This window comes from Nocardia arseniciresistens (assembly GCF_046764875.1).
Taxonomy (GTDB): domain Bacteria; phylum Actinomycetota; class Actinomycetes; order Mycobacteriales; family Mycobacteriaceae; genus Nocardia; species Nocardia arseniciresistens.
Map to the genome: position 1 here is coordinate 606178 of NZ_JBKORD010000001.1, position 24911 is coordinate 631088.

General features: G+C 64.7%; 25 protein-coding genes, 1 tRNA gene and 1 pseudogene. 10 read left to right on the forward strand and 17 right to left on the reverse strand.

Annotated elements, in window-relative coordinates; translation table 11 throughout:
- Positions 1-18: 18 nt before the first annotated feature.
- The 3 genes from ACLMAJ_RS02770 to ACLMAJ_RS02780 all read left to right on the forward strand — a co-directional run bounded on the left by ACLMAJ_RS02770 (position 19) and on the right by ACLMAJ_RS02780 (position 2336).
- Positions 19-1506: an aminotransferase class V-fold PLP-dependent enzyme gene (locus tag ACLMAJ_RS02770; RefSeq protein ID WP_412011835.1), complete on the forward strand. Its 1488-nt coding sequence runs from the start codon at positions 19-21 to the stop codon at positions 1504-1506.
- Positions 1507-1629: 123 nt separating this feature from the next.
- Complete coding sequence (locus ACLMAJ_RS02775; protein ID WP_412011836.1) at positions 1630-1854, forward strand: hypothetical protein; 225 nt, start codon at positions 1630-1632, stop codon at positions 1852-1854.
- Between the two features lie 245 nt (positions 1855-2099).
- Positions 2100-2336 (forward strand): hypothetical protein, encoded by a 237-nt coding sequence (locus tag ACLMAJ_RS02780; protein WP_412011837.1) that lies wholly within the window; start codon positions 2100-2102, stop codon positions 2334-2336.
- 133 nt (positions 2337-2469) lie between these two features.
- Here ACLMAJ_RS02780 and ACLMAJ_RS02785 read toward each other — a convergent pair whose 3' ends face one another.
- Both ACLMAJ_RS02785 and ACLMAJ_RS02790 read right to left on the reverse strand, forming a co-directional pair.
- Entirely contained in the window at positions 2470-3750 is a 1281-nt protein-coding gene (locus ACLMAJ_RS02785) for a lipase family protein (protein WP_412011838.1), read from the reverse strand.
- A 464-nt stretch (positions 3751-4214) separates the two neighbouring features.
- Positions 4215-4892, reverse strand: a complete 678-nt coding sequence (locus ACLMAJ_RS02790) for an AMP-binding enzyme (RefSeq protein ID WP_412011839.1) — start codon at positions 4890-4892, stop codon at positions 4215-4217.
- 512 nt (positions 4893-5404) lie between these two features.
- Between ACLMAJ_RS02790 and ACLMAJ_RS02795 the strand changes: the two genes are divergently transcribed.
- Positions 5405-7075: an amidohydrolase gene (locus ACLMAJ_RS02795; RefSeq protein ID WP_412011840.1), complete on the forward strand. Its 1671-nt coding sequence runs from the start codon at positions 5405-5407 to the stop codon at positions 7073-7075.
- 440 nt (positions 7076-7515) lie between these two features.
- Here the strand turns inward: ACLMAJ_RS02795 and ACLMAJ_RS02800 are convergent, their stop codons facing one another.
- Complete coding sequence (locus ACLMAJ_RS02800) at positions 7516-7851, reverse strand: hypothetical protein (protein WP_412011841.1); 336 nt, start codon at positions 7849-7851, stop codon at positions 7516-7518.
- An 86-nt stretch (positions 7852-7937) separates the two neighbouring features.
- Here ACLMAJ_RS02800 and ACLMAJ_RS02805 point away from each other — a divergent pair, with 86 nt between their 5' ends.
- Complete coding sequence (locus ACLMAJ_RS02805) at positions 7938-8540, forward strand: TetR family transcriptional regulator (RefSeq protein WP_412011842.1); 603 nt, start codon at positions 7938-7940, stop codon at positions 8538-8540.
- 25 nt (positions 8541-8565) lie between these two features.
- On the opposite strand, the pseudogene ACLMAJ_RS02810 reads toward ACLMAJ_RS02805, so the two are convergent.
- Positions 8566-8991 (reverse strand): annotated as a pseudogene (locus ACLMAJ_RS02810) (transposase); the annotation flags it as partial.
- Between the two features lie 48 nt (positions 8992-9039).
- On the opposite strand from ACLMAJ_RS02810, the gene ACLMAJ_RS02815 reads away from it, so the two are divergent.
- Positions 9040-9249: a DUF397 domain-containing protein gene (locus ACLMAJ_RS02815; protein ID WP_412011843.1), complete on the forward strand. Its 210-nt coding sequence runs from the start codon at positions 9040-9042 to the stop codon at positions 9247-9249.
- 216 nt (positions 9250-9465) lie between these two features.
- Here the strand turns inward: ACLMAJ_RS02815 and ACLMAJ_RS02820 are convergent.
- The 5 genes from ACLMAJ_RS02820 to ACLMAJ_RS02840 all read right to left on the reverse strand — a co-directional run bounded on the left by ACLMAJ_RS02820 (position 9466) and on the right by ACLMAJ_RS02840 (position 14084).
- Positions 9466-9541: transfer RNA gene (locus ACLMAJ_RS02820), tRNA-Ala, on the reverse strand.
- An 86-nt stretch (positions 9542-9627) separates the two neighbouring features.
- The gene (gene sepX / locus ACLMAJ_RS02825; RefSeq protein ID WP_412011844.1) at positions 9628-10746 is read right to left on the reverse strand and encodes a divisome protein SepX/GlpR; all 1119 of its coding nucleotides are present in this window, start codon (positions 10744-10746) and stop codon (positions 9628-9630) included.
- A gap of 290 nt (positions 10747-11036) precedes the next feature.
- Complete coding sequence (locus ACLMAJ_RS02830; protein ID WP_412011845.1) at positions 11037-11687, reverse strand: GNAT family N-acetyltransferase; 651 nt, start codon at positions 11685-11687, stop codon at positions 11037-11039.
- 13 nt (positions 11688-11700) lie between these two features.
- Complete coding sequence (gene glp / locus ACLMAJ_RS02835) at positions 11701-12960, reverse strand: molybdotransferase-like divisome protein Glp (protein WP_412011846.1); 1260 nt, start codon at positions 12958-12960, stop codon at positions 11701-11703.
- Between the two features lie 152 nt (positions 12961-13112).
- A complete protein-coding gene (locus ACLMAJ_RS02840; protein ID WP_412011847.1) occupies positions 13113-14084 on the reverse strand; it encodes a UTP--glucose-1-phosphate uridylyltransferase in 972 nt (323 codons plus the stop codon).
- A gap of 110 nt (positions 14085-14194) precedes the next feature.
- Here ACLMAJ_RS02840 and ACLMAJ_RS02845 point away from each other — a divergent pair, with 110 nt between their 5' ends.
- The 4 genes from ACLMAJ_RS02845 to mscL all read left to right on the forward strand — a co-directional run bounded on the left by ACLMAJ_RS02845 (position 14195) and on the right by mscL (position 16479).
- On the forward strand, positions 14195-14785 hold the full coding sequence (locus ACLMAJ_RS02845) for a 5-formyltetrahydrofolate cyclo-ligase (protein WP_412011848.1): 591 nt from the start codon (positions 14195-14197) through the stop codon (positions 14783-14785).
- Between the two features lie 69 nt (positions 14786-14854).
- Positions 14855-15181, forward strand: a complete 327-nt coding sequence (locus ACLMAJ_RS02850) for an FmdB family zinc ribbon protein (protein ID WP_412011849.1) — start codon at positions 14855-14857, stop codon at positions 15179-15181.
- Positions 15182-15260: 79 nt separating this feature from the next.
- Positions 15261-15965 (forward strand): SAF domain-containing protein, encoded by a 705-nt coding sequence (locus ACLMAJ_RS02855; protein WP_412011850.1) that lies wholly within the window; start codon positions 15261-15263, stop codon positions 15963-15965.
- A gap of 109 nt (positions 15966-16074) precedes the next feature.
- Complete coding sequence (gene mscL, locus ACLMAJ_RS02860) at positions 16075-16479, forward strand: large conductance mechanosensitive channel protein MscL (protein WP_412011851.1); 405 nt, start codon at positions 16075-16077, stop codon at positions 16477-16479.
- 87 nt (positions 16480-16566) lie between these two features.
- Here the strand turns inward: mscL and ACLMAJ_RS02865 are convergent, their stop codons facing one another.
- The 8 genes from ACLMAJ_RS02865 to ACLMAJ_RS02900 all read right to left on the reverse strand — a co-directional run bounded on the left by ACLMAJ_RS02865 (position 16567) and on the right by ACLMAJ_RS02900 (position 24717).
- Entirely contained in the window at positions 16567-17235 is a 669-nt protein-coding gene (locus ACLMAJ_RS02865) for an MspA family porin (RefSeq protein WP_412011852.1), read from the reverse strand.
- Positions 17236-17298: 63 nt separating this feature from the next.
- The gene (locus tag ACLMAJ_RS02870) at positions 17299-17973 is read right to left on the reverse strand and encodes an MspA family porin (RefSeq protein WP_412011853.1); all 675 of its coding nucleotides are present in this window, start codon (positions 17971-17973) and stop codon (positions 17299-17301) included.
- A gap of 322 nt (positions 17974-18295) precedes the next feature.
- Entirely contained in the window at positions 18296-18964 is a 669-nt protein-coding gene (locus ACLMAJ_RS02875) for an MspA family porin (RefSeq protein WP_412011854.1), read from the reverse strand.
- 62 nt (positions 18965-19026) lie between these two features.
- Positions 19027-19701, reverse strand: a complete 675-nt coding sequence (locus ACLMAJ_RS02880) for an MspA family porin (RefSeq protein WP_412011855.1) — start codon at positions 19699-19701, stop codon at positions 19027-19029.
- 690 nt (positions 19702-20391) lie between these two features.
- Positions 20392-20886: a MogA/MoaB family molybdenum cofactor biosynthesis protein gene (locus ACLMAJ_RS02885; RefSeq protein ID WP_412012029.1), complete on the reverse strand. Its 495-nt coding sequence runs from the start codon at positions 20884-20886 to the stop codon at positions 20392-20394.
- 122 nt (positions 20887-21008) lie between these two features.
- A complete protein-coding gene (locus tag ACLMAJ_RS02890) occupies positions 21009-22436 on the reverse strand; it encodes a S1C family serine protease (protein ID WP_412011856.1) in 1428 nt (475 codons plus the stop codon).
- A gap of 95 nt (positions 22437-22531) precedes the next feature.
- Complete coding sequence (locus ACLMAJ_RS02895; protein WP_412011857.1) at positions 22532-24019, reverse strand: HAMP domain-containing sensor histidine kinase; 1488 nt, start codon at positions 24017-24019, stop codon at positions 22532-22534.
- 11 nt (positions 24020-24030) lie between these two features.
- Positions 24031-24717, reverse strand: a complete 687-nt coding sequence (locus ACLMAJ_RS02900; RefSeq protein WP_412011858.1) for a response regulator transcription factor — start codon at positions 24715-24717, stop codon at positions 24031-24033.
- Positions 24718-24911: the final 194 nt, after the last annotated feature.

Below are 24911 nucleotides of genomic sequence, written 5' to 3' on the forward strand. Positions count from 1 at the left end.
ATAGGACAAGGACCTGCTATGAGCGGAGACGGCACGCGCACCGCCGGCGCACAGGAATTTCTGGCCGACTATCCGGAGTACACCACGACAACAGTGCTCGATGACCTCCGGGCCACCGAGTACGCATATCTGGATCGCAATCGGGACATCTATCTCGACTACACCGGCGCGGGGCTGGCCGCAACCACCCAACATCAGACACACAACGAGTGGATCTCTGCGGGCTGCCATGGCAATCCGCATTCGGACAACCCGACCTCACGGGCGGCGACGGCCGGGGTCGAGACTGCTCGGGCGGCCGTGCTCGCCCATTTCAACGCTCCAGCGCAGGACTACACCGTGATCTTCACGGCGAACGCCACGGCGGCCTGTCGATTGGTAGGCGAGGCCTATCCCTTCGGCCGCGCGACACGTTTCGTCCTGACAGCCGACAACCATAATTCGGTCAATGGCATTCGAGAATTCGCCCGCTCCAGGCGGGCTCGAACGGAATACATCCCGATCGCGGGTTCCGAACTACGAGTGGCCGAGTCTGCCGTCCGCGCCGCGCTGGAGCGCCGCACGGTGCAGGAATCACTACCGATGGCCATGGTGAACGGACGAGAAAGCAGCCGTGGCTTGTTCGCCTATCCGGCACAGAGCAATTTCACCGGTGTTCAACATCCGCTCGACTGGGTCGATATCGCACACGAGCACGGCTTCGACGTATTGCTGGACGCCGCAGCCTATCTGCCGACGCATGAGCTCGATCTCGCCGCCGTCCGAGCCGATTTCGTTCCCGTGAGCTGGTACAAGCTTTTCGGCTATCCGACCGGAGTCGGTTGTCTGATCGCCCGCCGCGACGCACTGTCCAGACTGCGGCGGCCCTGGTTCTCCGGCGGCACCATCCAGGCCGCCAGCGTTCAGGGAGGTTGGCACGCACCGGCCGCGGGATCTGCCGAATTCGAGGACGGCACCGTGAATTTCCTCGCCATACCGGATATCGAACATGGCCTCAACTGGCTGCGCGGGGTCGGCATCGATGTGATCAATCGGCGTACCCGCTGTCTGACCGGATGGCTTCTGGATCGGCTCCTGTCGCTCGAGCACGACAACGGGGCATCCATGGTCCGAATCTATGGGCCGCGCAATATGATCAACCGCGGCGCGACGGTCGCGCTGAATATCCTCGACCCCTTCGGGGCCATCGTCGACGAGCGTCTGGTGGCGCGAGAATCCTCGGCGGCAGGGTTTTCGTTGCGCACGGGCTGTTTCTGTAATCCCGGCGCCGGGGAGGCCGCCTTCGACATCGATCGGCCATCCTTGCTTCGCCTGTTCAGAAGGTCGGCCCTCTCGATCGATGCGTATATCACCGAACTCGGCCTGCCCACCGGTGGTGCTCTCCGCGTCTCCTTCGGGATCGCCTCCAGTTTTCAGGACGTCCAGCGATTTATCGAATTCGTCGACACCACATACCGCAACCGTCCGTGTGAGACGCAGGGCCTCCCGCCACGCGAGAATTGCTGAGCTGTGCGCGATGCTGCAAGGCAAAAGGGCCTTCCTCTATGCGGACCGGCCGCGACGTGCTGTCCGGGATGTTCCGGTACGCGGTCCGCAAGGACGCATTGAGCGTGAATCCCCGACTTCGTCGTGGAGATCCTGAAACAGCGACGCAAGAACCTGGCGGCGCGGAAACTCGCTTCACCACCGACTAAGGAAACCGTTCTCGATCTGGTGTTTCCTTCGACCGTGTGGACACTGCGCGATCCTCAGAACGTCGGGCATGAATGGCAGCGGGTTCGCGACGCGCTGGGCATTCCTGACGACGTGACGGCGCACAGCTTCCGGGGCCGCGGTGGCGACGATCCTCGATGATGCCGGTCTGTCGGCACGGGTGACGAGCGGATGTCCTGATGCCTGTCGACCCGGCCATGCCCCAGCGGCACTACATGGCGCGTGAGCGTGTTCACCGGGCATTGCTGAGGCCCTGGACAGGGCGGTGAGCAGTCCAGGAGTGATGTTCGAACGACACGGCTCGAATTAGTTGGGAGTCAGTTGGGAGATCAGTCGATGCGAAGCTACTCCGGAAACCAAAAACCCCAGCCGAAGCTGGGGTTTTGGTGGACCTTGGGGGAGGTTACTACAACACGAAACGCCAGGTAGAAGCGCTGGAGGCCCTGCGTAGGAAGCTGCCGGACCCCGCCACACCCGCTCGACCGGCCGCCGCCCGGCCCATACCTGGCCGGGCACGCCAGCTCGACGCCGATCAGATCGAGGAACTCATTGTCGGCTATATGGGTGGAGAGACGGTGTATCAGTTGGGTGTCCGGTTCGGTATCGAGCGGGGCCCACGGTGATCTAGCAATTTTCGGCTGGTACCGCGACCGCATCCTCACCTGACCGCATCGCAGCCACCGATGTTACCGGAGTTGCTCGTGGGGCGATGCGGTCGACTGGCGTGGTCCCGAGGACCGATGGAGATCGGCGCGGCTAGGGCAGCGCCGCGCAGTTCACCGGAGCGGGCACGCCAGCGAGGCGATCGACCATCCAGGGCTGCGAACTCGTCAGCGACGGGAAGAAGGCCAGATCGTGGGTGCCCAAGAAGCCCGACATCGCGGGCAGCGTGCTGTCCGCATCCAGTTGTACCGCCGCGCCGCCGCCACACCATCGCGCGGCCAGATCGCGCGCGGCGGGGTAGGTGGCCTTCTCGTCGTACCTGGCCGAGTAGACGCGCACCGGCGCCGCAGGAGCGGACCTGCCGAGCCGCTGCTCGTCGAATGCCCACTTCAACTCGGGGGAACCGTCGATCACGGCCGTCAGCGGCAGTCCCCTGGTCGTCCACCGCGACGTGTCCTGGGGCTGGACCAAAGTCTCGGAGAGACCGCCCCCGCACGTGCCGGCGGAGCTGTACAGGATCGCCTTACCGGTGTCGTTGAGCTCGGCATCGAGTACCAGGCGTGTCTCGGGGTAGTCGGCGGCGATTCCGTTGAGCACCCACGCGATGGCAGGCGCGACGCCGGGGTTGCCGTCGCTGCGCGCGATGAAATCCTGCGGCCCCGCCACCGGCCCGCCCACGTACACCCCGCGCACGTCGAGTTCGGGTGCGTACTCGGCCTGCAGTTCGGAGGCGGCAGCGGAGGCCATCCCGCCCTGGGAGTAGCCGTAGATGATGACCGGTGAGTCCGGGCCGAGCCCCGAACCGGGCAGCCGCAGCGCGGCCCGCGCGGAATCCAGCACCGCGTATGCCTGCGTCCTGCGGTTCAGGAAGTCGTGCACTCCCGGGACCCCGAAGTCGTGATAGTCGGTCATCACCACCGCCATCCCGCTCGCGAGGAGTTGATAGATCGCGATGATGTCGTATTCGAAGACCACGTCGGCAGGCGGTTGGTACCGGATCACCTGCGCCAGCATCGCCGACTGCGAGCATTCGGCGCTCTGCCCCTGTGCGCCGCCCGCGTATGCCACCAGTGGTCGCGGGCCCGGGCCGGTCCAGGGCTGAGTCGGCTCCAGATAGGTGCCGACCACCGTGTTCGGCGCGCCGTGGGTGTCGTTGCTGGTGTAGACGAGGCGGGTGGATCGTGCCGGTATCGGCCCGGCCGGGCCGGGAATCGTGATCGCCATCGCCGAACCTTCGGCATGGAGAATGTCACCCCCCGCCACCTGCAACTGCGGCGGCTGGGCCCTGACCGTCGGTGTGGCTACGACCCCGGCGCCGACGACCACGAGGGTTCCCGTGAGTGCTGCGATCCACGCGCGTTTTCCGCTCTTCATACCGATCCTTCGTGCGAGGTGGTCCGTCCAGGGCAGCTATCGAACCGAACAGCACAATCGCCACGGATGGCGCAACACCGCTTGTCAGCGGATCGTGAGCGGAAAAGCGTGATGTTCGACCCGAGAGATCTAGATCGAAACTGCGGGTATCTCCGTCGAGCACAGAACCAGGCACGGATATCGTGGTGCCGGGGCCAGCTTATGTCATGAGGCCGACTTCGGTCCGTAGGCTGCTGCTTCGACGTGACGACTTCGTGGTCACGTCGGCTTCCGTCTGTTGCTGGTCCGGTGTGAACCCTTGTGGGAAAACCGTTTCGCACACCGTGCTGCCGGATGGCCGTCGTGTCGTGGCTCGGGTGCCGAGTTCCTTGGCGTCGCCATACTCTCGATGGGCCTGCCCGGCGACCGAGAAATTCGAAGAGGAGGGGCCGCAGTCGATTCGGCATCGGCGGCGGCCCCATCGGTCAGAGATACCGGGCGCGGAGTTTGCCCTTGACCAGCTTTCCGGTCGGCGTGCGGGGCGGATCGTCGGAGAAGTCGACCGTGCGTGGCACCTTGTAGGTGCCGATCCTCTCCTCGAGGAATTCGCGCAGTTCCTCGGCGAGTGCGGGCCCTGCCGCGACCCCGGCCGCCGGTTGCACGACCGCCTTCACCGATTCGCCCACCTCCTGGTCGGGCACGCCGATCACCGCGACATCGAACACCTTCGGATGTAGGGCCAATGCGTTCTCGATCTCCTGCGGATAGATATTGACTCCGCCCGAGATGATCGTGAACGCCTTACGGTCGGTGAGGAACAGGTAGCCGTCCTCGTCGATGTAACCGATCTCGGCGGGAGTCAGATGCCAGTTGACTGCGGTGATGTAGAGCCCCGAACGTAGTGCGGCCCAATACACCTCGTATATCTTCGGGTCGTTCACCGACAGCAACGCCACATGATCGCCTCTGCGCAGCCCCGCATCGTGGAGGTCGCGGGCCAGCCGGATCGAGTTCTCCTCCAGTTGCCGATAGGTCAGCGTGGCACCGCTCTCGGCCATGACGATGGCAACCTTGTCGGGAAATCGGTCGACGTGTGCGCCCGGATACATACTGCTCCTTCGTAGAACGGAGCGGATACCGCGAGTGGCCGATGCCGCCGACATCCGTGCGAGCCTCGCGATGTCCGCTCGACCAACCGTCCGTCCGATAATGCCGCCTCATTCCGACCCAGGCGGGGCCGTTGTCGTGCAACGCACTCACATGCCGCTGGGCGCGCGTTCTGTGCGGAGTGCCTCGTGGTGGCTCACTACTCTTCATGTGATGGCGCACGAGTCGCACGTGGCGGTGCGGAGAGCTCGGTCGGGGCGGCGAGCAGTCACCGCTCGCAGTCGGCGATCAGCGCGTCGTGTTATGCCGTAGAGGTCTGACGGACCGGTCAACATCGGAATTTGGCCGGTACAGAACAGGTTCGAATCAGCCAAGGCGGCACGAGAGTTCGAGTTCGCCTGCGGGCCACGCAGCACTTCGCGGACAATGACCGTGCGACCCCGGTTGCGTCGAATGTTGTTCGCCGCGACCGACGTTCATCACAGCGGCGAGCTGTTACCCGGCATCGCAGGTCGATCGCGGTGCGTGTGGTGATGGTGTCGTCGAGATACCAGAGCAGGGGACATCGATGGACACTTCAGGGATCCCCGAGGGCGAACAGCTGTACTTGTTCACGGGCGGAACGATATTGACCGTTGACCGGGCCTTCTCGATTGCCGAGGCAATCGCGGTTCAGGGCAATCGGATCGTAGCGGTCGGCGAGGAGGCGACGGTACGCGACATCGTGGGGGTGGGAGCCACGGAGATCGATCTGGCCGGCCGAACGATGTTGCCGGGCTTCGTCGATGCGCACACCCACGTATTGACCGGCAGCATGGTGGCGGCACTGATGGAATACGTCGGCATGGCGCGCTTCGCCACCGTGCGACAGGTACTCGATCATCTGACAGACATGGCAAGCCGAGCACCCGAGGGCAAGTGGATCCTCGCCCGCAATTTCGATCCGGCCGTGCAGCCGGACCTGGCAGCGCTGACGTTCGCCGAACTCGACGCGGTATCGACCACGCACCCGGTGTTCATCCTCAACGCCTCCGGACACATTGCCTACGCGAATTCCGCGGCCTTCGCCGCCGCAGGCATCGGGGAGGATGTGGAGGATCCGGAGGGAGCCGAGTTCGTTCGCGATGCCGACGGAAAACTCACCGGGACAATGAAAAACGGTGTCGCATACAACCAGGTCCTGGGGAAATGCGACGCCGCTGCCGGATTGAACCCGGTCGACGCGCTGATCGACCTACTCGAAGGTTGGCGGCAGGTCGGGTTGACCACGGTAAGTGAACTGGGATTGGGCACCTTGAGCCACACACCCGACGACCTCACCGTCCTGACGCAGGCGGCCGGCACCGGCAAGCTCAACACCCGTATCCGCGCCTACCCCTTCTACACCCTCGGCACCGACACCTGGGACGCGGCGGGGGTGCGGCCGGGCGACGGTGACGCGTTGGTGCGTATCGCGGGCTACAAACTCGTCGCCGACGGCTCCAACCAGGGATTCACCGGCCTGCAACGCGAGCCGTATCTCAATACTGACAACTACGGAATCGCCTACATGGAGCCCAAGGTGCTCGCCGCGGAGGCGGTCGACCGCGCGAGCAAGGGCTGGTCGCTCGCGATCCACGGCAATGGCGACGCCGGTATCGACAACATCCTGGATGCCTGCGACGCGATACGCGATGCCGGGGTGGAGCCAGGCGCTGCGCGAGTGCGGATCGAGCACTGCTCGATCCTGCACGACGAACAGATCACCCGCATGAAAGACCTGGGCGTATCCGCCAGCTTCCTGATCGGGCATGTCCACTACTGGGGTATTGCGATGCGCGACACGGTCTTCGGCGCACAGAAGGCACTGCTGCTCGACCGGTGCCGCAGCGTAGAGGCAGCGGGAATCGGGTTCACGCTGCACTCCGACTTCATGGTCACCGACCCCCGCCCACTGCACATGATCGAGATGGCCGTCACCCGTCGTACCTGGAAAGAACCCGACTACGTGCTGGCACCTGAAGAGCGCATATCGGTGGAATCAGCAATCCGCGCCGTGACATCCGAAGCGGCGTGGCAGCTCTCCTCCGAACATGAAGTCGGCAGCCTCGAAGTCGGCAAATACGCCGACTTCGTCATCCTCGACCAAGACCCCCGCGCCTGCCCACCGGATCAGATCAAAGACATCACAGTCCTGGAAACCTGGATGAACGGCAGCCAGGTCTATTCAGGGATCCACCCCCGACCGTCGACAAGCTGATCCGGCGGTTGGATCACACGATGCGAGTGAACTCGCAGATAGGAGGGCCGAACTTGGTTTCGGCTTTGTGAGTTTCGGGTGCGTGCTCGATGCCCGGCCCGCTCTGACGTGCATTGCTGGCAACGGCAGGGGGGCGAAGCTCAAAGGAACGCCGAAGGGTCGAAATGTGTGCCTGGCGGGCAACACCAACCAGTTCTGGAAAGTCGAGGCTGGGGACAACGACCAGATCGGTAAAGACGACGACGTCGGCGACACGACGCAGCGATGCTGACAGACAGCCATTCGCGGCTCGGGCCTGGCGAGGGCGGTCGTGTGAGAACGCGCGCTCATGCCGCTGGGCGCGCGTGTTCTGTGAGATATTGTCAAGACCTGTGGATGGGGTCGCCGGGAAACTCGTGCAGATCGGTCTCACCAACCGCCGACCGACGACAGCATCGAGATCACTGTCCTGCACCCGAGGCCGTGATGCGGGGCGGATTCGGCAGTCCCAACACGGAGTTGAGGCGATAGGCACCGCCGAGACCGTGGAATACGGCCATTAGCAGCGCCCCAACGAAGACGCTTGTGATTCCGGCAACTGCATAGGCAGACAGATCGGCCCAATAGCCGATTGCGACCGCGAGCGCGAGCCCGAGGGTGCCCGCCACGGCGTTTCGCAATGAGTCGTTACCCCACACATTCGGAAACTGTTCACCGACCATGCCTTTCACAAAGTGCGGGACGGCATTCGCGCCCATTAGGCCAGCGAGAGCGGACAGCAGAATCGTGTGCCACACGACGAATCACCTTCTATTCAGTCAACAAATGTAGACTGAAGCTAGCATTCCGATCGCACTCCAGTCAACGAACGTAGACTGAATGCATGAGTTCCCGTCACACCAGCCGCGCAGAGCAACGCCACCGCACCCAATCCCGGATCCTGGTGGCAGCACAGAAGTTGTTCGCCGAGGTCGGCTACGACAGGGCCACCATCCGCGCGATCGCGGCCGAGGCCGCCATTGATCCGGGTCTTGTCATGCGCTACTTCGGGTCCAAGGACAACCTGTTCGCGCAGGCCGCGGGCTTCGAGCGGGAGCAGCAGGTCACAGGCACACCCGAACAAGCCGCCGAACAGTTGCTGGCCGCGCTCGAACACAAGTTCACCGAGGAGCCGACCGATGCGCTGGCCGCGATCCGATCCATATTCACCCATCCTGACGCCACCGGCGAAATCCGGTCCGCGATGGTGGCACGTCAACAGCAAGCCGCGCACCACATGGCTGCTGACGACGCGGACTTGCGTGCCGGGCTCATCGGCGCACTTACCATCGGCGCGGTCATCGGACGTCACCTGCTCCGACTGGACGGCCTGCGCGACGCTGCGCCGGAACGAATCACCGCACTGTTGCGGACTGCTTTCCATGACATCGTCCATGGCACACCGCAGACTGCTCCTCTCCGGATCACCGGCTCCAACACCGAGTAGCGGCAATCTGCGCCGGAGCCGCCTTTCAGGCGGTCTCCTTCTCAGTTGACGGGCAGGTCGGTCGCTCGACGAACTTGCCCTTGTGGAAGACTGCGCCGTTGCGGACGAGCGCGACCAGGCGCGGGGCGTTCACCGCGCGCCACCGGCTCTGGGCGGCCTCGATCAGCTTGTAGGCCATGGCGATTCCTGCCGCCCGCGAGCCCGGACCTTTGGTCACCTTCATCCGGAGCCGCACGAAAGCGAATGTCGACTCGATCGGGTTGGTGGTGCGTAGGTGGATCCAGTGCTCGGCCGGGTATTCGAAGAACTCGAGCAGTACGTCGAGATCGCCGGTGATTTTCGCGACGGCTTTGGGATACTTTGCGCCGTAGTCGATTTCGAAGGCTTTCACAGCGAGTCGGGCTCTGTCGATTTCCTCGGCCATGTAGATGTCCTTCATGGCTGCGATCGCGCAGAGGAAAACCGTTGCCGCTCACCGGATCGCAAGGGTGTACGCACCGTGAACGTTGACCTATCCGGCGCTCGATGGTTCAAGAGCAGCCGGTCTTCTGGCCAGAAGGAATGCGTGGAGGTTGCACACCTGGACGGGGGCTTGGTCGGCGTGCGGGACTCCAAGAATCCCGACGGGCCTGCTTTGGTCTTCACTCCAGGTCAGTGGGACGCATTCACGGGTGGCGTGAACGACGGCGAGTTCAACCGCCCGGTGTAGCCCAGCTCGCAGATTATCGCCCCGTCTGGGTAACCAGGCGGGGTTTTCTATGTCGAACGCCAGATATCAGCGAGGAACTGGGACAACTGTTGCTGTATGTGCTTCCCACGATGACTTTGTGAGTTCGGGGTCTTGCCGTCGCATGTCATCGGATTGGGAGATCGGCCGATGCGAAGGCACCCCGGAAACCAAAAACCCCAGCCGAAGCTGGGGTTTTGGTGGAGCTAAGGGGAATCGAACCCCTGACCTTCTCGATGCGAACGAGACGCGCTACCAACTGCGCTATAGCCCCGTGCGGCTCCGTGGAACCGCGCTGTGACACTGTATCAGGCGGTGGTCGCAGTCTCCGAATCGGTGGGGTGACCTGGGCGGACGCGATTACGCTCCGGCTGCCCTTCGCATGTCGCCTGTGCGGTTGCGTACGGCGCGGGCGGTGGCGGCGTCGAAGGTTTCCAGGTGTTCGAACATGGGGTCTTCGTCCTCGGCTTCCAGCAGGGCGGATCGGCGGCGCAGGGCGCGGGCGGTGTCGCGGTCCATGGCCTGCTGGTGGGTCTGCTTGTCGGCGTGCTGGGGCCGGTCCTCGGTCTGCTCGTGGCCGCGGCCGAGGCGGGCGGCCCTGCGGCGGCGGATCTCCTCTTCCATGCGGACCTGCTTGCGCAGGTACGCGAGGTAGATCGCCAGCACGACTACGGTCAGGCCGCTGGCCCACCAGAACAGCGGTGATATCGCGACGCCGACAGCTCCGAACATGATGGCGCTCAGGACCAGGCCGAGCCCGGCGCGTTGACGGAAGGTGTAGCGGGTCGCGCGGGCGATCGCGTCGGCCTCGGGATCGTAGCCGCCGCGACCGCGGCGGGTCGGGACGAAATCCGGGTCGGTCGAATCTGATTCGAGGTCGTCGTCGATATCGACGTACCGTGCGGGCACCGTGGACCGCGCCGGAGGGTTCCTGGCCCCTGCCGGATCGGTGCGCTCATCGGCCACCATGTCATCATCGGCCGCCGCTTCGGCGTTCGCAGCGCTTCGGGCCGCAACGACCTCGATACTGCCGGATTCGGTATGGAGTTCACCGTCGACGGCATCGTCGAATTCGGTTTCCGCATCGCCGAGTTCGTCCTCGACGTCATCGAGCTCGTCGATTTCGGCACCGGTGATATCGGAATCGGATGCAGCAGACCGGGAGTCGGGTGGCTCCCCATCCGCAAGTTCTAGTTGTTCCGTGACGGGCTCGTCGGCCGGTGTTGTCATCCGGTCCTCCGCATCATCGCTATGGGGATGCTTTCTCTGCACGCGGGTCGGCCGATAATCAGGGTCACTGTCGTGCCCCGCGGCCGGTCCACTCTTCGTGCGCCGCTTGGAATCGCCACGATGCAATACGCGGGTCGCCAACGCAGCGTCGGTCGTCTCACGGATTCTCGGATGCCGATCGGCAAGTATCGGAAAAAGGACGAAGACCCAAAGAATGACAAGGCCGATCCACAGAATCGAATTCGGCATATCGCCTCAGCACCTCCGTCCCCGACTTGCTTGTCCGTTCGGCCTTCGACCGGTGCGCTCCGCTCCCCATCGCGGTGCGTTCGCTCGCCGCAAAAACGCATCGGACGGACGGACGTCCGGTCGCCGCCAAGCGTTTCGGCGGGATTCGCCGGACGCTTAACAGGCTCCCTGCCGATGACGCAAGACGCACCACCGACGTCCGTAGGTTAATTCCGTCGCACGGCGAGATACGGAAGGCGCGCCGTGCACATCCGCCACACCTGTCACAAGAGTTGCGAATTTTCGCGGTGTCAGGGCAGGGTTGCGCGACCGTCCCGGACCAGTCGATCGACGACCGTTCCGGCCACCTCCTCGACAGTGATACCGACGAGCAGGTGATCGCGCCAGGCTCCGTCGACGTCGAGGTACCGCTCGAGCAGGCCTTCCTGGCGGAACCCCACATTGCGGAGGACGGCTTGGCTTGCCAGGTTTTCGGGGCGCACCGTCGCCTCGACCCGATGCAGCCCGGCGGGCCCGAAGCAGTGATCGAGTCCGAGCGCGAGCGCGGCGGTCGCGACGCCCTGACCGCTGAGATCCTTGGATACCCAATAGCCGATCCAGGCCGAGCGCAGTGCGCCGCGCACGATATTGCCGATGGTCAACTGGCCGCTGAAAGTGCCGTCCACCTCGATGACCAACGGAATCATCGCGCCACGACGGGCTTCGGCCTTCAGGCTCGACCACAGCGACGGCCAGTTCGACGCGTGGTTGCGCGCCTCCCATGCCCCGCGCCCGGTCGGCTCCCACGGCTCCAGGTGTGCCCGATCGTGCAGTCGGATCCGGCTCCATGCCGCGGCATCGCGCAACCGCACCGGCCGCAGCGTCACCTGACCGGCCGCGACGCGCACCGGTCCCAGATGCGCGGGCCACCCTGGATGCTGTGTGACCCGGAAAACGTTCATCGCCTCCATGCCCTCAGCCGCGCTGTGCGAGGAAGGCGACCTGGACTTCGTCGCCGGTGCGGATCTCGGTGTCGTCCTGATCGATCACGATCAGACTGTTGGCCTCGGCCAGCGTGGCAAGTAGATGCGAGGAGGCTCCCGCACCACCGCCGAGCGGCTGCACGAGGTAGTCGCCGGTGGTCTCGTCGCGCATTAGTTGCGCACGCAGATAGCCCTTGCGTCCGGCCATCGAGGCGATCGGTGTGATCGTCCTCGCTCGGATTATTCGTCTCATCGGATGCCGTCGCCCTAACGCGATCCTGATCAACGGACGCACCATCACCTCGAAAACCACCAGTGCGCCAACGGGATTCGATGGCAGCAGAAATGTAGGGACCTCGTCGCGCCCGAGCCGCCCGAAGCCCTGAACCGAGCCGGGGTGCATGGCCACCCGCGCGATCTCCAGCTCACCGAGCCCCTCGAGGGCCTCTCTGACCTGTTCGGAGGCCCAGCCGCCGACGGCACCCGCGATCACAACGACCTCGGAACGAACCAGCTGTCCCTCGACTACATCGCGTAGTCGCCGCGGATCCGCGCTCACGATGCCGACACGATTCACATCGGCGCCCGCGTCACGGGCGGCCGCGGCCAATGCGTAGGAGTTCACGTCGTAGACCTGCCCTGGACCGGGCGTGCGGTCGATATCGATCAGCTCGCCGCCGACCGAAATCACCGACAGCCGCGGTCTCGGATGCACAAGCACCTTGTCCTGGCCGACGGCCGCGAGCAGCCCGACCTGCGCGGCACCGATGATGGTTCCCGCGCGCACCGCGACATCGCCCGGCTGCACATCGTCACCGATACGCCGCACGTAGTCACCGGAGCGAACCGGCTCGTACACCTTGATCCTGGCCCGGCCGCCGTCGGTGAAGTCCAGCGGCAGAACGGCATCCGCCAATGTCGGCAGTGGCGCGCCGGTATCGACCCGCACGGTCTGGCGCGGCTGCAGCCTGCTCGGCTGCTTGGAGCCCGCGACAACCTCGCCGACGACCGGCAAGGTGAGATCGACCAATTCACCGTCTTCGTTGCGGATGTCGGAGCCGGCGGCGGCCACATCGACGCTGCGCACCGCGTATCCGTCTATCGCGGCCTGATCGAAGCCGGGCAGCGGCCGCTCGGTGACGACGTCCTCGGCACACAGCAGGCCCTGCGCCTCGGAGATCGCGACCCGGACCGGCCGCGGCGCGACCGCCGCCGCGGTCACCTTGATCTGCTGATCCTCAACCGAGCGCATCCAGCCCTTCCTGATCTCTTCGCACCCAACCCGGATTCCGCCACTACGCCCACGCGATTGTGGGCCGGCGCAACTGGGTTCGGCGCGCACGACGGTGAACCATCATTCGTACCCGACGGTCCACTATCGGCGAAACCCGACGCCCGCCCGCGTTAGTCGTACGTTGTCAGCTGCGGATCCCAATCCGAACTCAGCCGATGCTGCAGCCACTCCCGCAAAGCGGGGCCGTATTCCTCTCGTTCCAAAGCGAAATCGACCGCAGCACGAAGATAGCCGCCCGGGTTGCCCAAATCGTGGCGCGACCCACGGTGGACCACCACATGAACCGGATGCCCCTCCGCGATCAGCAGCGCGATCGCGTCGGTGAGTTGCAATTCACCACCCGCGCCCGGCGTGATCCGGCGCAGCGCATCGAAAATGGCGCGGTCCAACAGGTATCGGCCCGCTGCGGCGAAGGTGGAGGGCGCGTCTTCGAGCGCGGGCTTCTCCACCATGCCGTTGACGCGCAGCACATTCGGGTTCACCGCATCGGGCACCGGTGCGACGTCGAAGACGCCATAGGCGCTGACCTCGTCTTTCGGAACATCGATGGCACAGAGCACACTGCCGCCGCGCTTGCGGCGCACCCGGCTCATCACATCGAGCACACCGCACGGCAGCACCAGATCGTCCGGCAGCAACACGGCGATGGCGTCCTCGTCGTCGTCGAGAACACTCTCGGCCTGCGCGACCGCGTGGCCGAGGCCGAGCGGTTCCTCCTGCACGACCGAGGTGACATCGAGCAGACCCGGCGCTTTGCGCACCTTCTCCAACAGATGGAACTTGCCGCGCTCTTCCAAGGTGTTCTCGAGCATCAGGTCTTCGACGAAGTGCGCGACAACGCTGTCCTTTCCCGGCGAGGTCACGATCACCAGGCGAACCGCGCCGGAGTCGGCCGCCTCGGCCGCGACCAACTCGATGCCAGGGGTGTCCACCACCGGCAGCAATTCCTTGGGCACCGTCTTCGTCGCAGGCAGGAACCGCGTCCCGAGCCCGGCCGCAGGTACCACCGCCGTTCGGAAGCACGACACCAACGCGGCCTTCGCGGTCTGCTCGGCCGTCTTGTTTTCCGGCACTGCTGTCATAGGCCTACCCTATCCATCCATCTCAGCGTCCCAACGCCTGTCACGTACAGCACGGAAACGGCCGTGGGGCCGTCTCGGGTCCCGGTGAGCTTAAGGTCATCGTTGTGGAGATGCCCGGTGAGCGTGACAAACATGCGTGGCGCACCGAAATCAGCGCCAGACGGGCCGCGATAGCGCCTGCTGACCAGCTGGAGGAGGCGCGTGCGCTGACCGAGGCCGCTGCCGCGCTCGATCTTCCCGACTGGGTCTGCGCCTACGTTCCTGTGCGCGGGGAACCCGGTTCGACCGCATTGCTCGATGCCATACGCGCCGCGGGGTCCCGCGTGCTGTTGCCGATCACCGGTCCCCCTGGGCCGCTGAGCTGGGCCGAATACACCGGTGTCGAGCAGCTGCGGCCCGCGAGGTACGGGCTGCTCGAGCCGACCGGCGAGGTGCTGGCGACGACCGCGATCGATAGGGCGGGCCTGATCCTGGTGCCCGCGCTCGCGGTGGATCGCCGCGGCGTCCGTCTCGGTCGGGGCGCGGGCCATTACGACAGGACGCTGGCCGCCGCCGATCCGAGCGCGCGGCTTATCGCGGTGGTCCGTGACGACGAGCTCGTCGACCTGCTGCCCGAAGAACCGCACGATCTGCGCATGGGCTGGGCGCTCACACCGCACGGCGGCCTGCATCGGCTCGGTGAAGATCAGCACACGGAATGAAACACCGATTAGCGGCGTTGGCAGTGTCGACTGTAGAGTGCCAGGTTGACGAACCCTGCGGAGGATCCTGTGCCAACTTATTCGTACGCGTGCACCCAGTGTGACAACCGCTTCGACATCGTTCAGTCATTTAGCGATGACACGCTGAGCGTCTGCCCGGAGTGCTCCGGGAAGCTGCGCAAGCTGTTCAACTCGGTCGGAATTGTGTTCAAGGGCAGCGGTTTCTACCGTACCGACAGTCGCGGCGGCTCGACGACGGCGAGCGAGCCCGCGAAGTCGGACGGAGCCAAGTCGGATAGCGCGAAGTCGGATAGCGGCTCGAGCAGCTCGACCAGCTCGGATTCGAGCTCGTCCACCAGCAGCTCCCCTGCGAAGACCACGGCCGCCGCCAGCTGAGTTATCCCCAGCCGGTAACTGTCCACAGCTAGCCATTTCGGCGGCTGATCAGGTGTGATCGTGGCCATAGGATCCGGCAGTGACTCGATCATTCGGCGATCTCGGTCGCGGCGGCGCACTGCGCTTCGCACTGTGGCATCGGCCACCGTGGGCCGATGGCCTACTGGCAAGACGATTGCTCGCGGCCGCACTGACCGCGCTCGCTGCCGCACTGTTCGTCCGTGGTGATCCGGGTTCCGAACGCACCCAGATCGTGATCGCGGGTCGTGACCTGCCACCCGGCCATCTCATCGAGGCCGACGACCTGCGCGCGACCGCCCGCGAATCGGGCGAACTACCCGCGGGTGCCGTCACCGACATGTCCAGTCTTGTCGGTGCGACGTTGACCGCCGCTATGCGGACCGGTGAGGTTTTCACCGATCTGCGCACCCTCGGCCCGCGCTTGGCCGCGGTCGCCGCCGGCGGCAGGGACGCCAGGATCGTGCCCATCCGCCTGGCCGACACCGCGGTCGCGGAAATCCTGCGGGCCGGCGACCGGGTCGATGTCGTCGGCGCCGAGGAACAGACCATGCCCTCGCCCGCGTGCAAGTCGCTCGAAACGGCCTGCCCTACCGCTCGCCCTGCGCGCACTCTCGCGACCGATGCCGCGGTCGTCCTGGTCTCCGCGCCCGGCGATCGACGCGGCAGCCCGGAACGGATCGTGATGGTCGCGATGGATGCCGAGCATGCGACCGCGGTCGCGGCCGCATCGCTGCGTACCGCACTCACTGTGGTCTTTCATTGAGAATGTTCGCCACGCATTTGCCCGCGATGTCAACTAGCATCATTCGGACCGGCAGCCTGAACCGCCGAGCGTGACTGGACAGCTCCCATCCGAAGAGGAGACATCGGCAATGCTCAAGGGTTTCAAGGACTTCTTGTTCCATGGAAATATCGTCGACCTGGCCGTAGCCGTGGTTATCGGTACCGCGTTCGTCGCAATCGTCACCGCATTCAGCAACGGCATCATCGATCCGATATTGGCCATATTCGGCGGCACCGATATGCGTGGGCTCGGTTTCCAGCTGGTAGCTGACAAGCCGGCCACCTTCGTGGAAATCGGCCCGATCATTACCGCCGCCCTCAATTTCGCGATAATCGCGGCAATCCTCTATTTCGTGCTGGTGCTGCCCGCCATGCACGCGAAGAAGCGTTTCGGTTCCGCCGATACGGATCTGACCGATTCCGATGTGCTGCGCGAGATTCGAGACCTGCTCGCCGAGGGCAAGGACGCCGCGGGCGGGCGGCACGAGTTCTGAACCGAAGGTACCTACGCGAGCACGCAAGCGGGCCCGTCGCGGTGGCGACGGGCCCGTTCGTGTGTACGGGGTTGGTAATTCCTACGCTCAGCCGAGGCTGAAAGGCCTGCCCCACAACGTCACCCAGGTGATGACGTTGTCGGTTTCCACCTCGACGCTGACGAACGCCCGCGCCTGTGCGTAGCCACCACAGCCATTCAGCCCGATGGTTTCATCGGCCCAGCTCACCGAGCCGCTGCCGCTCTTGAACTTGTTGCGCTTCTTGTGTGTCTCGTTGCCGAAGTCGTCGGCCACTTCCTGATCGAGCACGTAGAACGACTTCGACTGGCCCGGCCCCAGCGATAGATTGCCACCGCTGTTGGCGCCGAGAGTGGGCTTGACGGTGTCACCGCTCCAGTCCGCACCGCCTTCGACGCCACCGCTCATGCCACCGCCTGCGATGTTCACCTGGCAGCCGACGGTGTAGCCCGGGAAGATCGCGCCGGCGTTGGCACCGTCGACGTCGACCTCGGCAGTACCCGAGACCCACGCGTTGCGATGCACCGGCGTAGAGCCCATGGATGGGTTGATGTTGGCAGATTCGCCGACCAGGCGGATCGTCACGACGGTGCCGTCGGACAGCGTCTTGGAGATCTCACCTCCCGGCAGTGGAATGAAGGTATCGGCTTTCGCCGCTCCGGTGGACAACAGGCCCAAGACGATGGTTGCGGCAGCACCGACACCCGCCGCCTTCGCCATGTTTTTACGGTTGGTCATTTCTTTTCCCTCGAGGGTTGAGTTCGCTTCAGCGAGAAGAGTTTTCGTTGGATTCGACAGTCGTCAGCCGATGCTGAACGGTGCACCGTAGAGGGTGACCTTCGAGTAGTGGTCGCCGATGATCTCCACGACCGTGTAGGAACGCGCTTGCGCATAGCCCGCACAGCCCTGGATCTGGATTTCGGCATCCTGATACTCGACGGAATAAACGCCCGCCTTCAGAACGTCCTTCGAATCGATCGAAACAAACTTCACATCGCCCGGGCCCAACTGCAGGCCGATCGAGCCGCCGAGGCTTCCTCCACTGAGGTTGACACCGCCCGAGAGACCGGCGGAGATCGCGTTGTCGGAGATGGCGACCTGGCAACCGACGATGTATCCGGTAGTGAGCGCCGAAGCACCGTGCGTCGAGGAGTTATTGGTGCCCGGAGCGTTGGCGGCGCCGTTGTAGGGGCCAACCTCCCCTTCCGGGGTGACCGAGATATCGGCAATCGCGTTACCCGATACCCAGACGACGCGACCTGCGCCGTTGGCGGACAACGATGGTGAAATGAGCGCGTGCTCGGCTGTGTGCGTGATGGTCACGCCCGGTCCGATCTTGTGGCCGTCCGGCAACGGCACAAAAGTATCGGCGTTGGCAGCGCCGCTCGACAAGAGTCCCATAGCCACAGTTGCGGTGGCAGCGGCGCCCGCGAAACGGGCACCGCGACGCAACAGGGTGGGGTGATTGTTGCTCATACTTCCCCTCATCAGGTTCTAGCGGTCGGTCTCGGGGTTTGCCGAGGCCGAAAAACTCCCTTTCAGGTCAGCCGACATGGCGGAATGGACTGCCCACCATGGGAACTGCAGACCATCTCGTTTGATGAACGATCTTGGGGTTCCAATGTTATTTGTTTCCCGCACTTCTCTCATGGAATTCGCCCAAGTCACGTCGCAACCGGTCCGTCTCCCGATACGATCTGCGATCATGTTGGGCAACAAGGGGTCTGCGCACGAAACGGGCCCGTTGCGAATGCAACGGACCCGTTTCGTGTACCACAGGCCATTGGCCTGCAAAGACTCAGCCGAGGCTGAAGGGCTGACCCCACAACGTCACCCAGGAGATGACGTTGTCGGTCTCGACCTCGACGCTGATGAACGCGCGCGCCTGAGCGTAGCCACCACAGCCGTTCAGGCCGATGGTCGAATCGGCCCAGGTGACCGAGCCGCTGCCGCCCGAGAACTTGTTGCGCTTCTTGTGCACCTCGCTGCCGAAGTCGTCGGCCTGTTCCAGGTCGAGGATGTAGAACGAATTCGACTGGCCGGGGCCGAGTGTCAGGTTGCCACCGCTGGTGGCGCCGATGCTGGGCTTGACAGTGTCACCGCTCCAGTCCGCGCCGCCTTCGACACCACCGGAGGCGCCGCCGCCCGCGATGTTCACCTGGCAGCCGACGGTGTAGCCCGGGAAGATCGACCCCTTGCCATCGCCGGAAACGTCGACCTGAGCGCTACCGGAGACCCATGCGTTGCGGTGCAACGGCGTAGAGCCCATCGAAGGGTTGATGTTCGCGGATTCGCCGACCAGCCTGATGGAGACGACGGTGCCGTCGGACAGCGTCTTGGACATCGCGCCACCCGGCAGTGGTACGAAGGTATCGGCGTTCGCTGCGCCGGTGGAGAACAGGCCAATGGCCATGGTGGCGGCGGCACCGACACCGGCCATCCGCGCCACGTTCTTACGGTTGATCATGTTTTTCCCTCAGGGGTTGAGTTCGCTTCAGCGAGAAGAATGTTCGTTGGATTCGACCGACGTCAGCCGATGCTGAACGGCGCACCGTAGAGGGTGGTCTTCGAGTAGTGGTCACCGATGATCTCGACCACGGTGTAGGCACGCGCCTGGGCGTAGCCCGCGCAGCCCTGGATCTGGATTTCGGCATCCTGGTACTCGACCGAGTAGACGCCCGGCTTGAGGATGTCCTTCGAGTCGATCGAAACGAACTTGACCTCACCGGGTCCGAGGTTGAGGCCGATCGAACCACCGAGGCTGCCGCCGCTGAGGTTGACGCCGCCGGAAACACCGGCGGAGATCGCGTCGCTCGCGATGCTGACCTGGCAACCGATGATGTAACCGGTGGTGAGCGCCGAGACGCCGTGGGTCGAGGAATTGTTCGTGCCCGGGGCGTTGGCCGCGCCGTTGTAGGGTCCGACCTCTCCTTCCGGAGTGACGGACACGTCGGCAGAGGCGTTGCCGGAAACCCAGACAACACGGCCGGCGCCATTGGCGGCCAGCGACGGCGAAATCAGGGCGTGCTCACCCGTACGAGTAACGGTGGCGTTCGGCCCGACCTTCTGGCCATCCGGCAACGGCACAAAAGTATCGGCATTGGCGGCGCCGGTGGAAAACAGGCCCATGGCCACGACAGCGGCAGCGCCTACGCCCGCGACGCGGACACCGCGGCGCAGACCGTTGGTGCGGTTCTCGCTCATACTTCCCCTCATCAGGTTCTAACAGTCAACCTCGACCATCGAGGCTGGACGGTGGTCCTCTCAGGCCCAGCTCAGTTTGATCTCCGTTTGTTGCCGATTTGTAACCGGCTGTTATTTCGGCGCGAAGCTATGGCTGGCTAGGGAACCGAGCCTGGTTCCACCGGGTTCGACGGGGATGTCGTTCCGGGCCTAGAAGATCCAGCATGTGGGTGGCTCCAGGCGAACACTAAAGGTTCGGTAACGGAGATGGCAACGTAAAGAATAGCAATGCGCGATGTGAGGTAGATCACAGTCCGTTACATGCACAGGTAGTTTGACGTGCATAGATAGCTGGAAATTGCCGAACTTTAAGGTTCAACGAAACCTAAAGTTACATACAGGTCGTCTAGTCAAGTACGGGCCAGGGCCGTAAGTAATCGCCGAAATGATCTCAGCCACAAGCAATCACAGGGAGATAACGAAAATGGTCAGCTTTTATACGTAGCTGGACAGTAGATGAGTCTCAACCGTGATGCGGCGGAACCTGGTCGCGGAGCCAGTCATCGGAGGGCGAATCCACCTCGGAATCGTGGTCGCGTTCGTCGCGCGTGGTGTCCGGGAGAGCGTTACCGAAAATTTTGTTCAGGCGCGCGGAGTCCCTCGCCCGGCGCACGGCCGGGCGAGGGTCTTCGGAAAAATCCTCGGCCGGAATTACTCGGCCAACCCGGACAGCTCGCCGATCACTCGGCTGGCAAGTGGACCGAGGGTGGCCATACCGTCGCGGATCGCCGACCGGGAACCGGGCAGATTCACCACCAGGGTGCTGCCCGAGATGCCGGCGAGACCACGCGAAAGACCCGCATCCAGCGAGCCGGCCACCCGGCCGGAGGAACGCAGCGCCTCGCTGATGCCCGGCAGTTCCCTGTCGAGCACCTGCGAAGTCGACTCCGGCGTGACATCACGCGGCGACATTCCGGTACCACCGACGGAGATGACCAGATCGACGCCGCCGATCACCGCGGTATTGAGCGCATTGCGGATCTCAACCTCGTCGGCCTGAACGGTGACCGAAGCGTCAACGAGGAAACCCGCCTCGGTCAGCAGCTCGGTAACGAGTGGACCGAACGAATCCACACCTCCGTGCGCCGTTCGATCGTCGACGACCACCACAAGTGCGCGCCCAGCCACAGGAGTATCGATTTCCATGGTGCTAACCGTAGCGTCCGCATCGAGAAGATGGACGCCCGCGCCCGCAAGCTCGGCGTCCATCACGAGCAACTCGGTGTCCAGGACGAGCCTCGGCGTCCACGCCCCTGGCAGCACGCGCATCATCGGCCACCGTCAGCGGGCGCGCCGGAGAGGGTTACCTCGACCGTCTTGGCGTTCTTTCCCTGTTCGTCGGTGTAGGTCACCTTCACCTTGTCTCCTGGCTGATGTGAGCGGACCGCCGCGATGAGTGCGTTGCCCGAATCGATGGGCCGGTCGTCGAGCTTGGTCACGACGGCGTTGGCCGGGATTCCGGCCTTGGCTGCCGGGCCGTCAGCGGTGGACTCCAGGACCCGTGCCGCGGTGTCCTGCGGCCGCAGCTTGATGCCGAGCTGCGCGTAGGTGGCGTGGCCGGTCTTGATCAGCTCGTCGGCGACCCGGCGGGCCTGATCGACCGGAATGGCGAATCCGAGGCCGATCGAGCCACTCTGCTGGCCGGTCTGCTCCCCGGCGCCGAGGCTCGCGATGGCGGTATTGATGCCGATCAGCTTTCCGCTGCCATCGACGAGCGCGCCGCCGGAGTTGCCGGGGTTGATCGCCGCGTCGGTCTGCACGGCGTCGATCACCGGGTTCACCGACGGATCGTTGGTGCCCTCACCGTTAGTGGAGACCGGCCGATTCAGCGCGGAGACGATGCCCGTCGTGACCGTGCCCGCCAGGCCGAGCGGGGAGCCGATGGCAATGACCGGCTGACCGACCTGAAGGTTCGAGGAGGCGCCCAACTCGATCGGGGTGAGCCCGGTCTTGCCGGCGACCTTGATGACCGCCAGGTCCGATACCGGATCGGCGCCGACCAGGGTCGCGGACGAGGTGCTGCCGTCGGCGAAGACCACCTCCATCTTGGCGTTGGCTCCACCACCGGAGGCGACGTGATTGTTGGTCAGGATCAGGCCGTCGGAGGACAACAGCACACCGGAGCCCTCACCCTCGGCCCTGCTGCTCGCCACCTTGATCATCACGACGCTCGGCAGCACCTTCTGCGCCACCGCCTGGGTGGAGCCCGCAGGGGCGTTGGAGACGTTGTTGACGTTGGGCTTCGGGGAATCGAGCGCGTTCTCGACCGCGGAGTGCCTGGAATCGGACTGCGTCGCCAACGCGCCGACCACGCCGCCGACGCCACCACTGACCAGAGCCAGCGCGACCGCACCCGCGACGAGCCCGGTCCGCACCGGTCGCCGAGGCGGTCCCTGTGGCGGCTGAGCGCCGAAAGCCGCACCGGGCACACCACCCGGCGGGATCGGCGGATCGAACGACGAGGCGTTGTACTCCTGACCCGACTCATAGCCGGGGATGGGCTGGGTCTGATGGGGACCGGTGTAGTGAGGAACGCCCTGGTAGGGCGCTGCCGGGTAGTGCGGCTGCTGCTGCGCGCCGAATCCTTGCGGAGGCACGTACGGCGAATCCTGCTGCCCCGCGGCCGGGATCTGCGCTGTCGAATGCGGGTCGGCGGCCGTCGGCTCGCCCTGCCGGTCCTTGGAATCCTCGGTCATGGTTTCTCGTTTCTCCTCACGTCTGCCCCCAGCTTGGCGGCGACGGCTTAGAGCGGACTGAGACCCTGCTATCAGTTGCCCGAGATCTTTTCGATCTATCGGCTATCGACGGCGTCTTCGGTGGGCGCGCCCGTCCCGGGCCCACCACCTTCACCGGGTAACACGATACGGATCTTGGCGCCACCGCGCGGCGATGGATCGATCGTGATGGTGCCGCCATGTTTGGTCACCACCTGTTTGACGATGGCGAGGCCGAGCCCGGAGCCCGGCATCGAGCGCGAGACCGTTGTCCGGTAGAACCGCTCGAAGACCAACTCGCGCTCGTCGGCCGGAATACCGGGACCGGCGTCGTCGACGGCCAGTTCCAACAGCCCACGGCCCGCCTCGCGCATTGTGACATTCACCTGTCCTCCTGCCGGGCTCCATTTGGCGGCATTGTCGAGCACGTTGAGAATCGCCCGCTCCAATCCCGCCTCGTGGCCGTAGACGAACCATGGCCGCAACTCGGCGACGAATTCGATCGAGCCGCGCCGCCGCCGCGCCCTTTCCAGCGCGCGCTCGGCAACTTCGCCGAGATCGATACGGTCGTAGACGGTTTCGGGTGCGTCCTCACGCGCCAGATCGACAAGGTCGCCGACCAAGGTCGACAGTTCCTCGATCTGCCCCATCACATCCGTGCGCAGCCCGGCCATGTCCTCCTCCGGAATCGCGGGTGCGCCGGGGCGGCTGGAGGCGATCAGCAGTTCCATATTGGTGCGCAACGACGTGAGCGGGGTACGCAATTCGTGCCCGGCGTCGGCGACGAGTCGGCGCTGCCGGTCGCGCGATTCGGTCAGTGCCCGCAGCATGGTGTTGAAACTTTCTGTCAGCCGGGCGAGTTCGTCGTCACCGGTGACGGGAATCGGCGTCAGGTCGTCGGTGCGGGCCACCCGTTCGGTCGCCGCGGTCAACCGCGCGATCGGGCGAAGGCCGGTGCGGCCCACCGCGGTACCCGCCCCCGCGGCAAGGACGACGCCGCAGCCGCCAACCACGAACAGCAGCCACGCGAGCCGGTCGAGCACCTCACGAGTCGGCTGCAACCGCTGCGAAATAATCAGTGTCGCACCGGAATGCGTCGGCATGGCCAGTACCCGCTGATTGCTCACTGTGCGCAGCGACAAGGGCAGCGCACCGTCCGCGACCGCGAATTCCTCGCTGCCGACGGGCGGAATGGTCTGCTGTGGCGGCATGTACGGCTTATGGTCGGGAAAGACGAGCGCGACGCCGACATCGTTGGAGTACAGCCCGGCAAGCACGATCGACTGGAAACCGAGGCTCTCGAAATTGTTGTTGATCATCGTGGCCGCGCGGGCCTTCAGTTGCGCGTCCACATCGGCGTACAGCGCCCGCGCCACCATCGCGTAGGCCGCGATCGAGGTCACCGCGACCGCGATGGCCACCACCGAGGCCGCGAGCAGCGTCACCCGCCAGCGCAACGAGACCGATCTGGTCAACGGCATGGGCGGGCGCATCTCCGCCGAATCCGGCCCGCGCTGCTGACCGAGCGCGGCGACCGCTGGTCGCTTGGGAACTGTTCGCACCATCAGTCACCGGCCTACGGAGGTGTTTCGCGCAGAACGTAGCCGACGCCGCGCACCGTGTGGATGAGCCGTGATTCGCCCTCCGCCTCGGTTTTGCGGCGCAGGTATCCGATGTAGACCTCCAAAGCGTTGCCGGACGTCGGGAAGTCGTAGCCCCAGACCTCCTCGAGGATGCGGCTGCGGGTCAGCACCCGGCGCGGATTGGCCATCAGCATTTCCAGCAGTGAGAATTCGGTGCGGGTCAGGCTGATCGCGCGCTCGCCACGGGACACCTCCCGCGTCACCGGATCCAGCGACAGGTCGGCGAAGGTCATCGTCTCCGACAACTCGTCCGGGTCGATGGTCCGCCTGCGCAACAACGCGCGCAGTCGAGCGAGCAATTCCTCCAACGCGAATGGCTTCGGCAAATAATCGTCGGCGCCGGCATCGAGTCCGGCAACCCGCTCGGAAACCGAATCCCGCGCCGTCAAAACCAGAATCGGAAGATCGTCGCCGGTACTGCGCAGACGTCGGCAAACTTCGAGCCCGTCCATTCGCGGCATCATCACGTCGAGAACGAGCGCGTCGGGGCGCTGCACGGTCGCCTTCTCCAACGCGTCGAGGCCGTCTACCGCGAGGTCGACGGTGTAGCCGTTGAAGGTCAGCGACCGCCGCAGTGATTCACGGACGGCGCGATCGTCGTCGACTACCAGAATGCGCATACCACCAGTTTGACCGCACCGACTGAGAGTCGACTGAGAGGTCAGCGTGCGACACGCCGCGACCCACCCGTGTCCCTTTCGTGACCTTCCACAGAACTTCCCGCGCCTGGGAACCAAATTAGGCTTGAATCATGTTCTGTATAGCCATATTCCGACGAATATCAGACTGAGTGCCCCAGATTGCCGTGGCTCAC

Bases quoted from the DNA above. Each gene is read 5' to 3' on its own strand.
- ACLMAJ_RS02770 (WP_412011835.1), top strand. From the start codon at position 19: ATGAGCGGAGACGGCACGCGCACCGCCGGCGCACAGGAATTTCTGGCC.
- ACLMAJ_RS02785 (WP_412011838.1), bottom strand. From the start codon at position 3,750: ATGAAGAGCGGAAAACGCGCGTGGATCGCAGCACTCACGGGAACCCTC.
- ACLMAJ_RS02790 (WP_412011839.1), bottom strand. From the start codon at position 4,892: ATGTCGGCGGCATCGGCCACTCGCGGTATCCGCTCCGTTCTACGAAGG.
- ACLMAJ_RS02795 (WP_412011840.1), top strand. From the start codon at position 5,405: ATGGACACTTCAGGGATCCCCGAGGGCGAACAGCTGTACTTGTTCACG.
- ACLMAJ_RS02805 (WP_412011842.1), top strand. From the start codon at position 7,938: ATGAGTTCCCGTCACACCAGCCGCGCAGAGCAACGCCACCGCACCCAA.
- sepX (WP_412011844.1), bottom strand. From the start codon at position 10,746: ATGCCGAATTCGATTCTGTGGATCGGCCTTGTCATTCTTTGGGTCTTC.
- ACLMAJ_RS02830 (WP_412011845.1), bottom strand. From the start codon at position 11,687: ATGAACGTTTTCCGGGTCACACAGCATCCAGGGTGGCCCGCGCATCTG.
- glp (WP_412011846.1), bottom strand. From the start codon at position 12,960: ATGCGCTCGGTTGAGGATCAGCAGATCAAGGTGACCGCGGCGGCGGTC.
- ACLMAJ_RS02840 (WP_412011847.1), bottom strand. From the start codon at position 14,084: ATGACAGCAGTGCCGGAAAACAAGACGGCCGAGCAGACCGCGAAGGCC.
- ACLMAJ_RS02845 (WP_412011848.1), top strand. From the start codon at position 14,195: ATGCCCGGTGAGCGTGACAAACATGCGTGGCGCACCGAAATCAGCGCC.
- mscL (WP_412011851.1), top strand. From the start codon at position 16,075: ATGCTCAAGGGTTTCAAGGACTTCTTGTTCCATGGAAATATCGTCGAC.
- ACLMAJ_RS02865 (WP_412011852.1), bottom strand. From the start codon at position 17,235: ATGACCAACCGTAAAAACATGGCGAAGGCGGCGGGTGTCGGTGCTGCC.
- ACLMAJ_RS02870 (WP_412011853.1), bottom strand. From the start codon at position 17,973: ATGAGCAACAATCACCCCACCCTGTTGCGTCGCGGTGCCCGTTTCGCG.
- ACLMAJ_RS02875 (WP_412011854.1), bottom strand. From the start codon at position 18,964: ATGATCAACCGTAAGAACGTGGCGCGGATGGCCGGTGTCGGTGCCGCC.
- ACLMAJ_RS02880 (WP_412011855.1), bottom strand. From the start codon at position 19,701: ATGAGCGAGAACCGCACCAACGGTCTGCGCCGCGGTGTCCGCGTCGCG.
- ACLMAJ_RS02885 (WP_412012029.1), bottom strand. From the start codon at position 20,886: ATGGAAATCGATACTCCTGTGGCTGGGCGCGCACTTGTGGTGGTCGTC.
- ACLMAJ_RS02890 (WP_412011856.1), bottom strand. From the start codon at position 22,436: ATGACCGAGGATTCCAAGGACCGGCAGGGCGAGCCGACGGCCGCCGAC.
- ACLMAJ_RS02895 (WP_412011857.1), bottom strand. From the start codon at position 24,019: ATGGTGCGAACAGTTCCCAAGCGACCAGCGGTCGCCGCGCTCGGTCAG.
- ACLMAJ_RS02900 (WP_412011858.1), bottom strand. From the start codon at position 24,717: ATGCGCATTCTGGTAGTCGACGACGATCGCGCCGTCCGTGAATCACTG.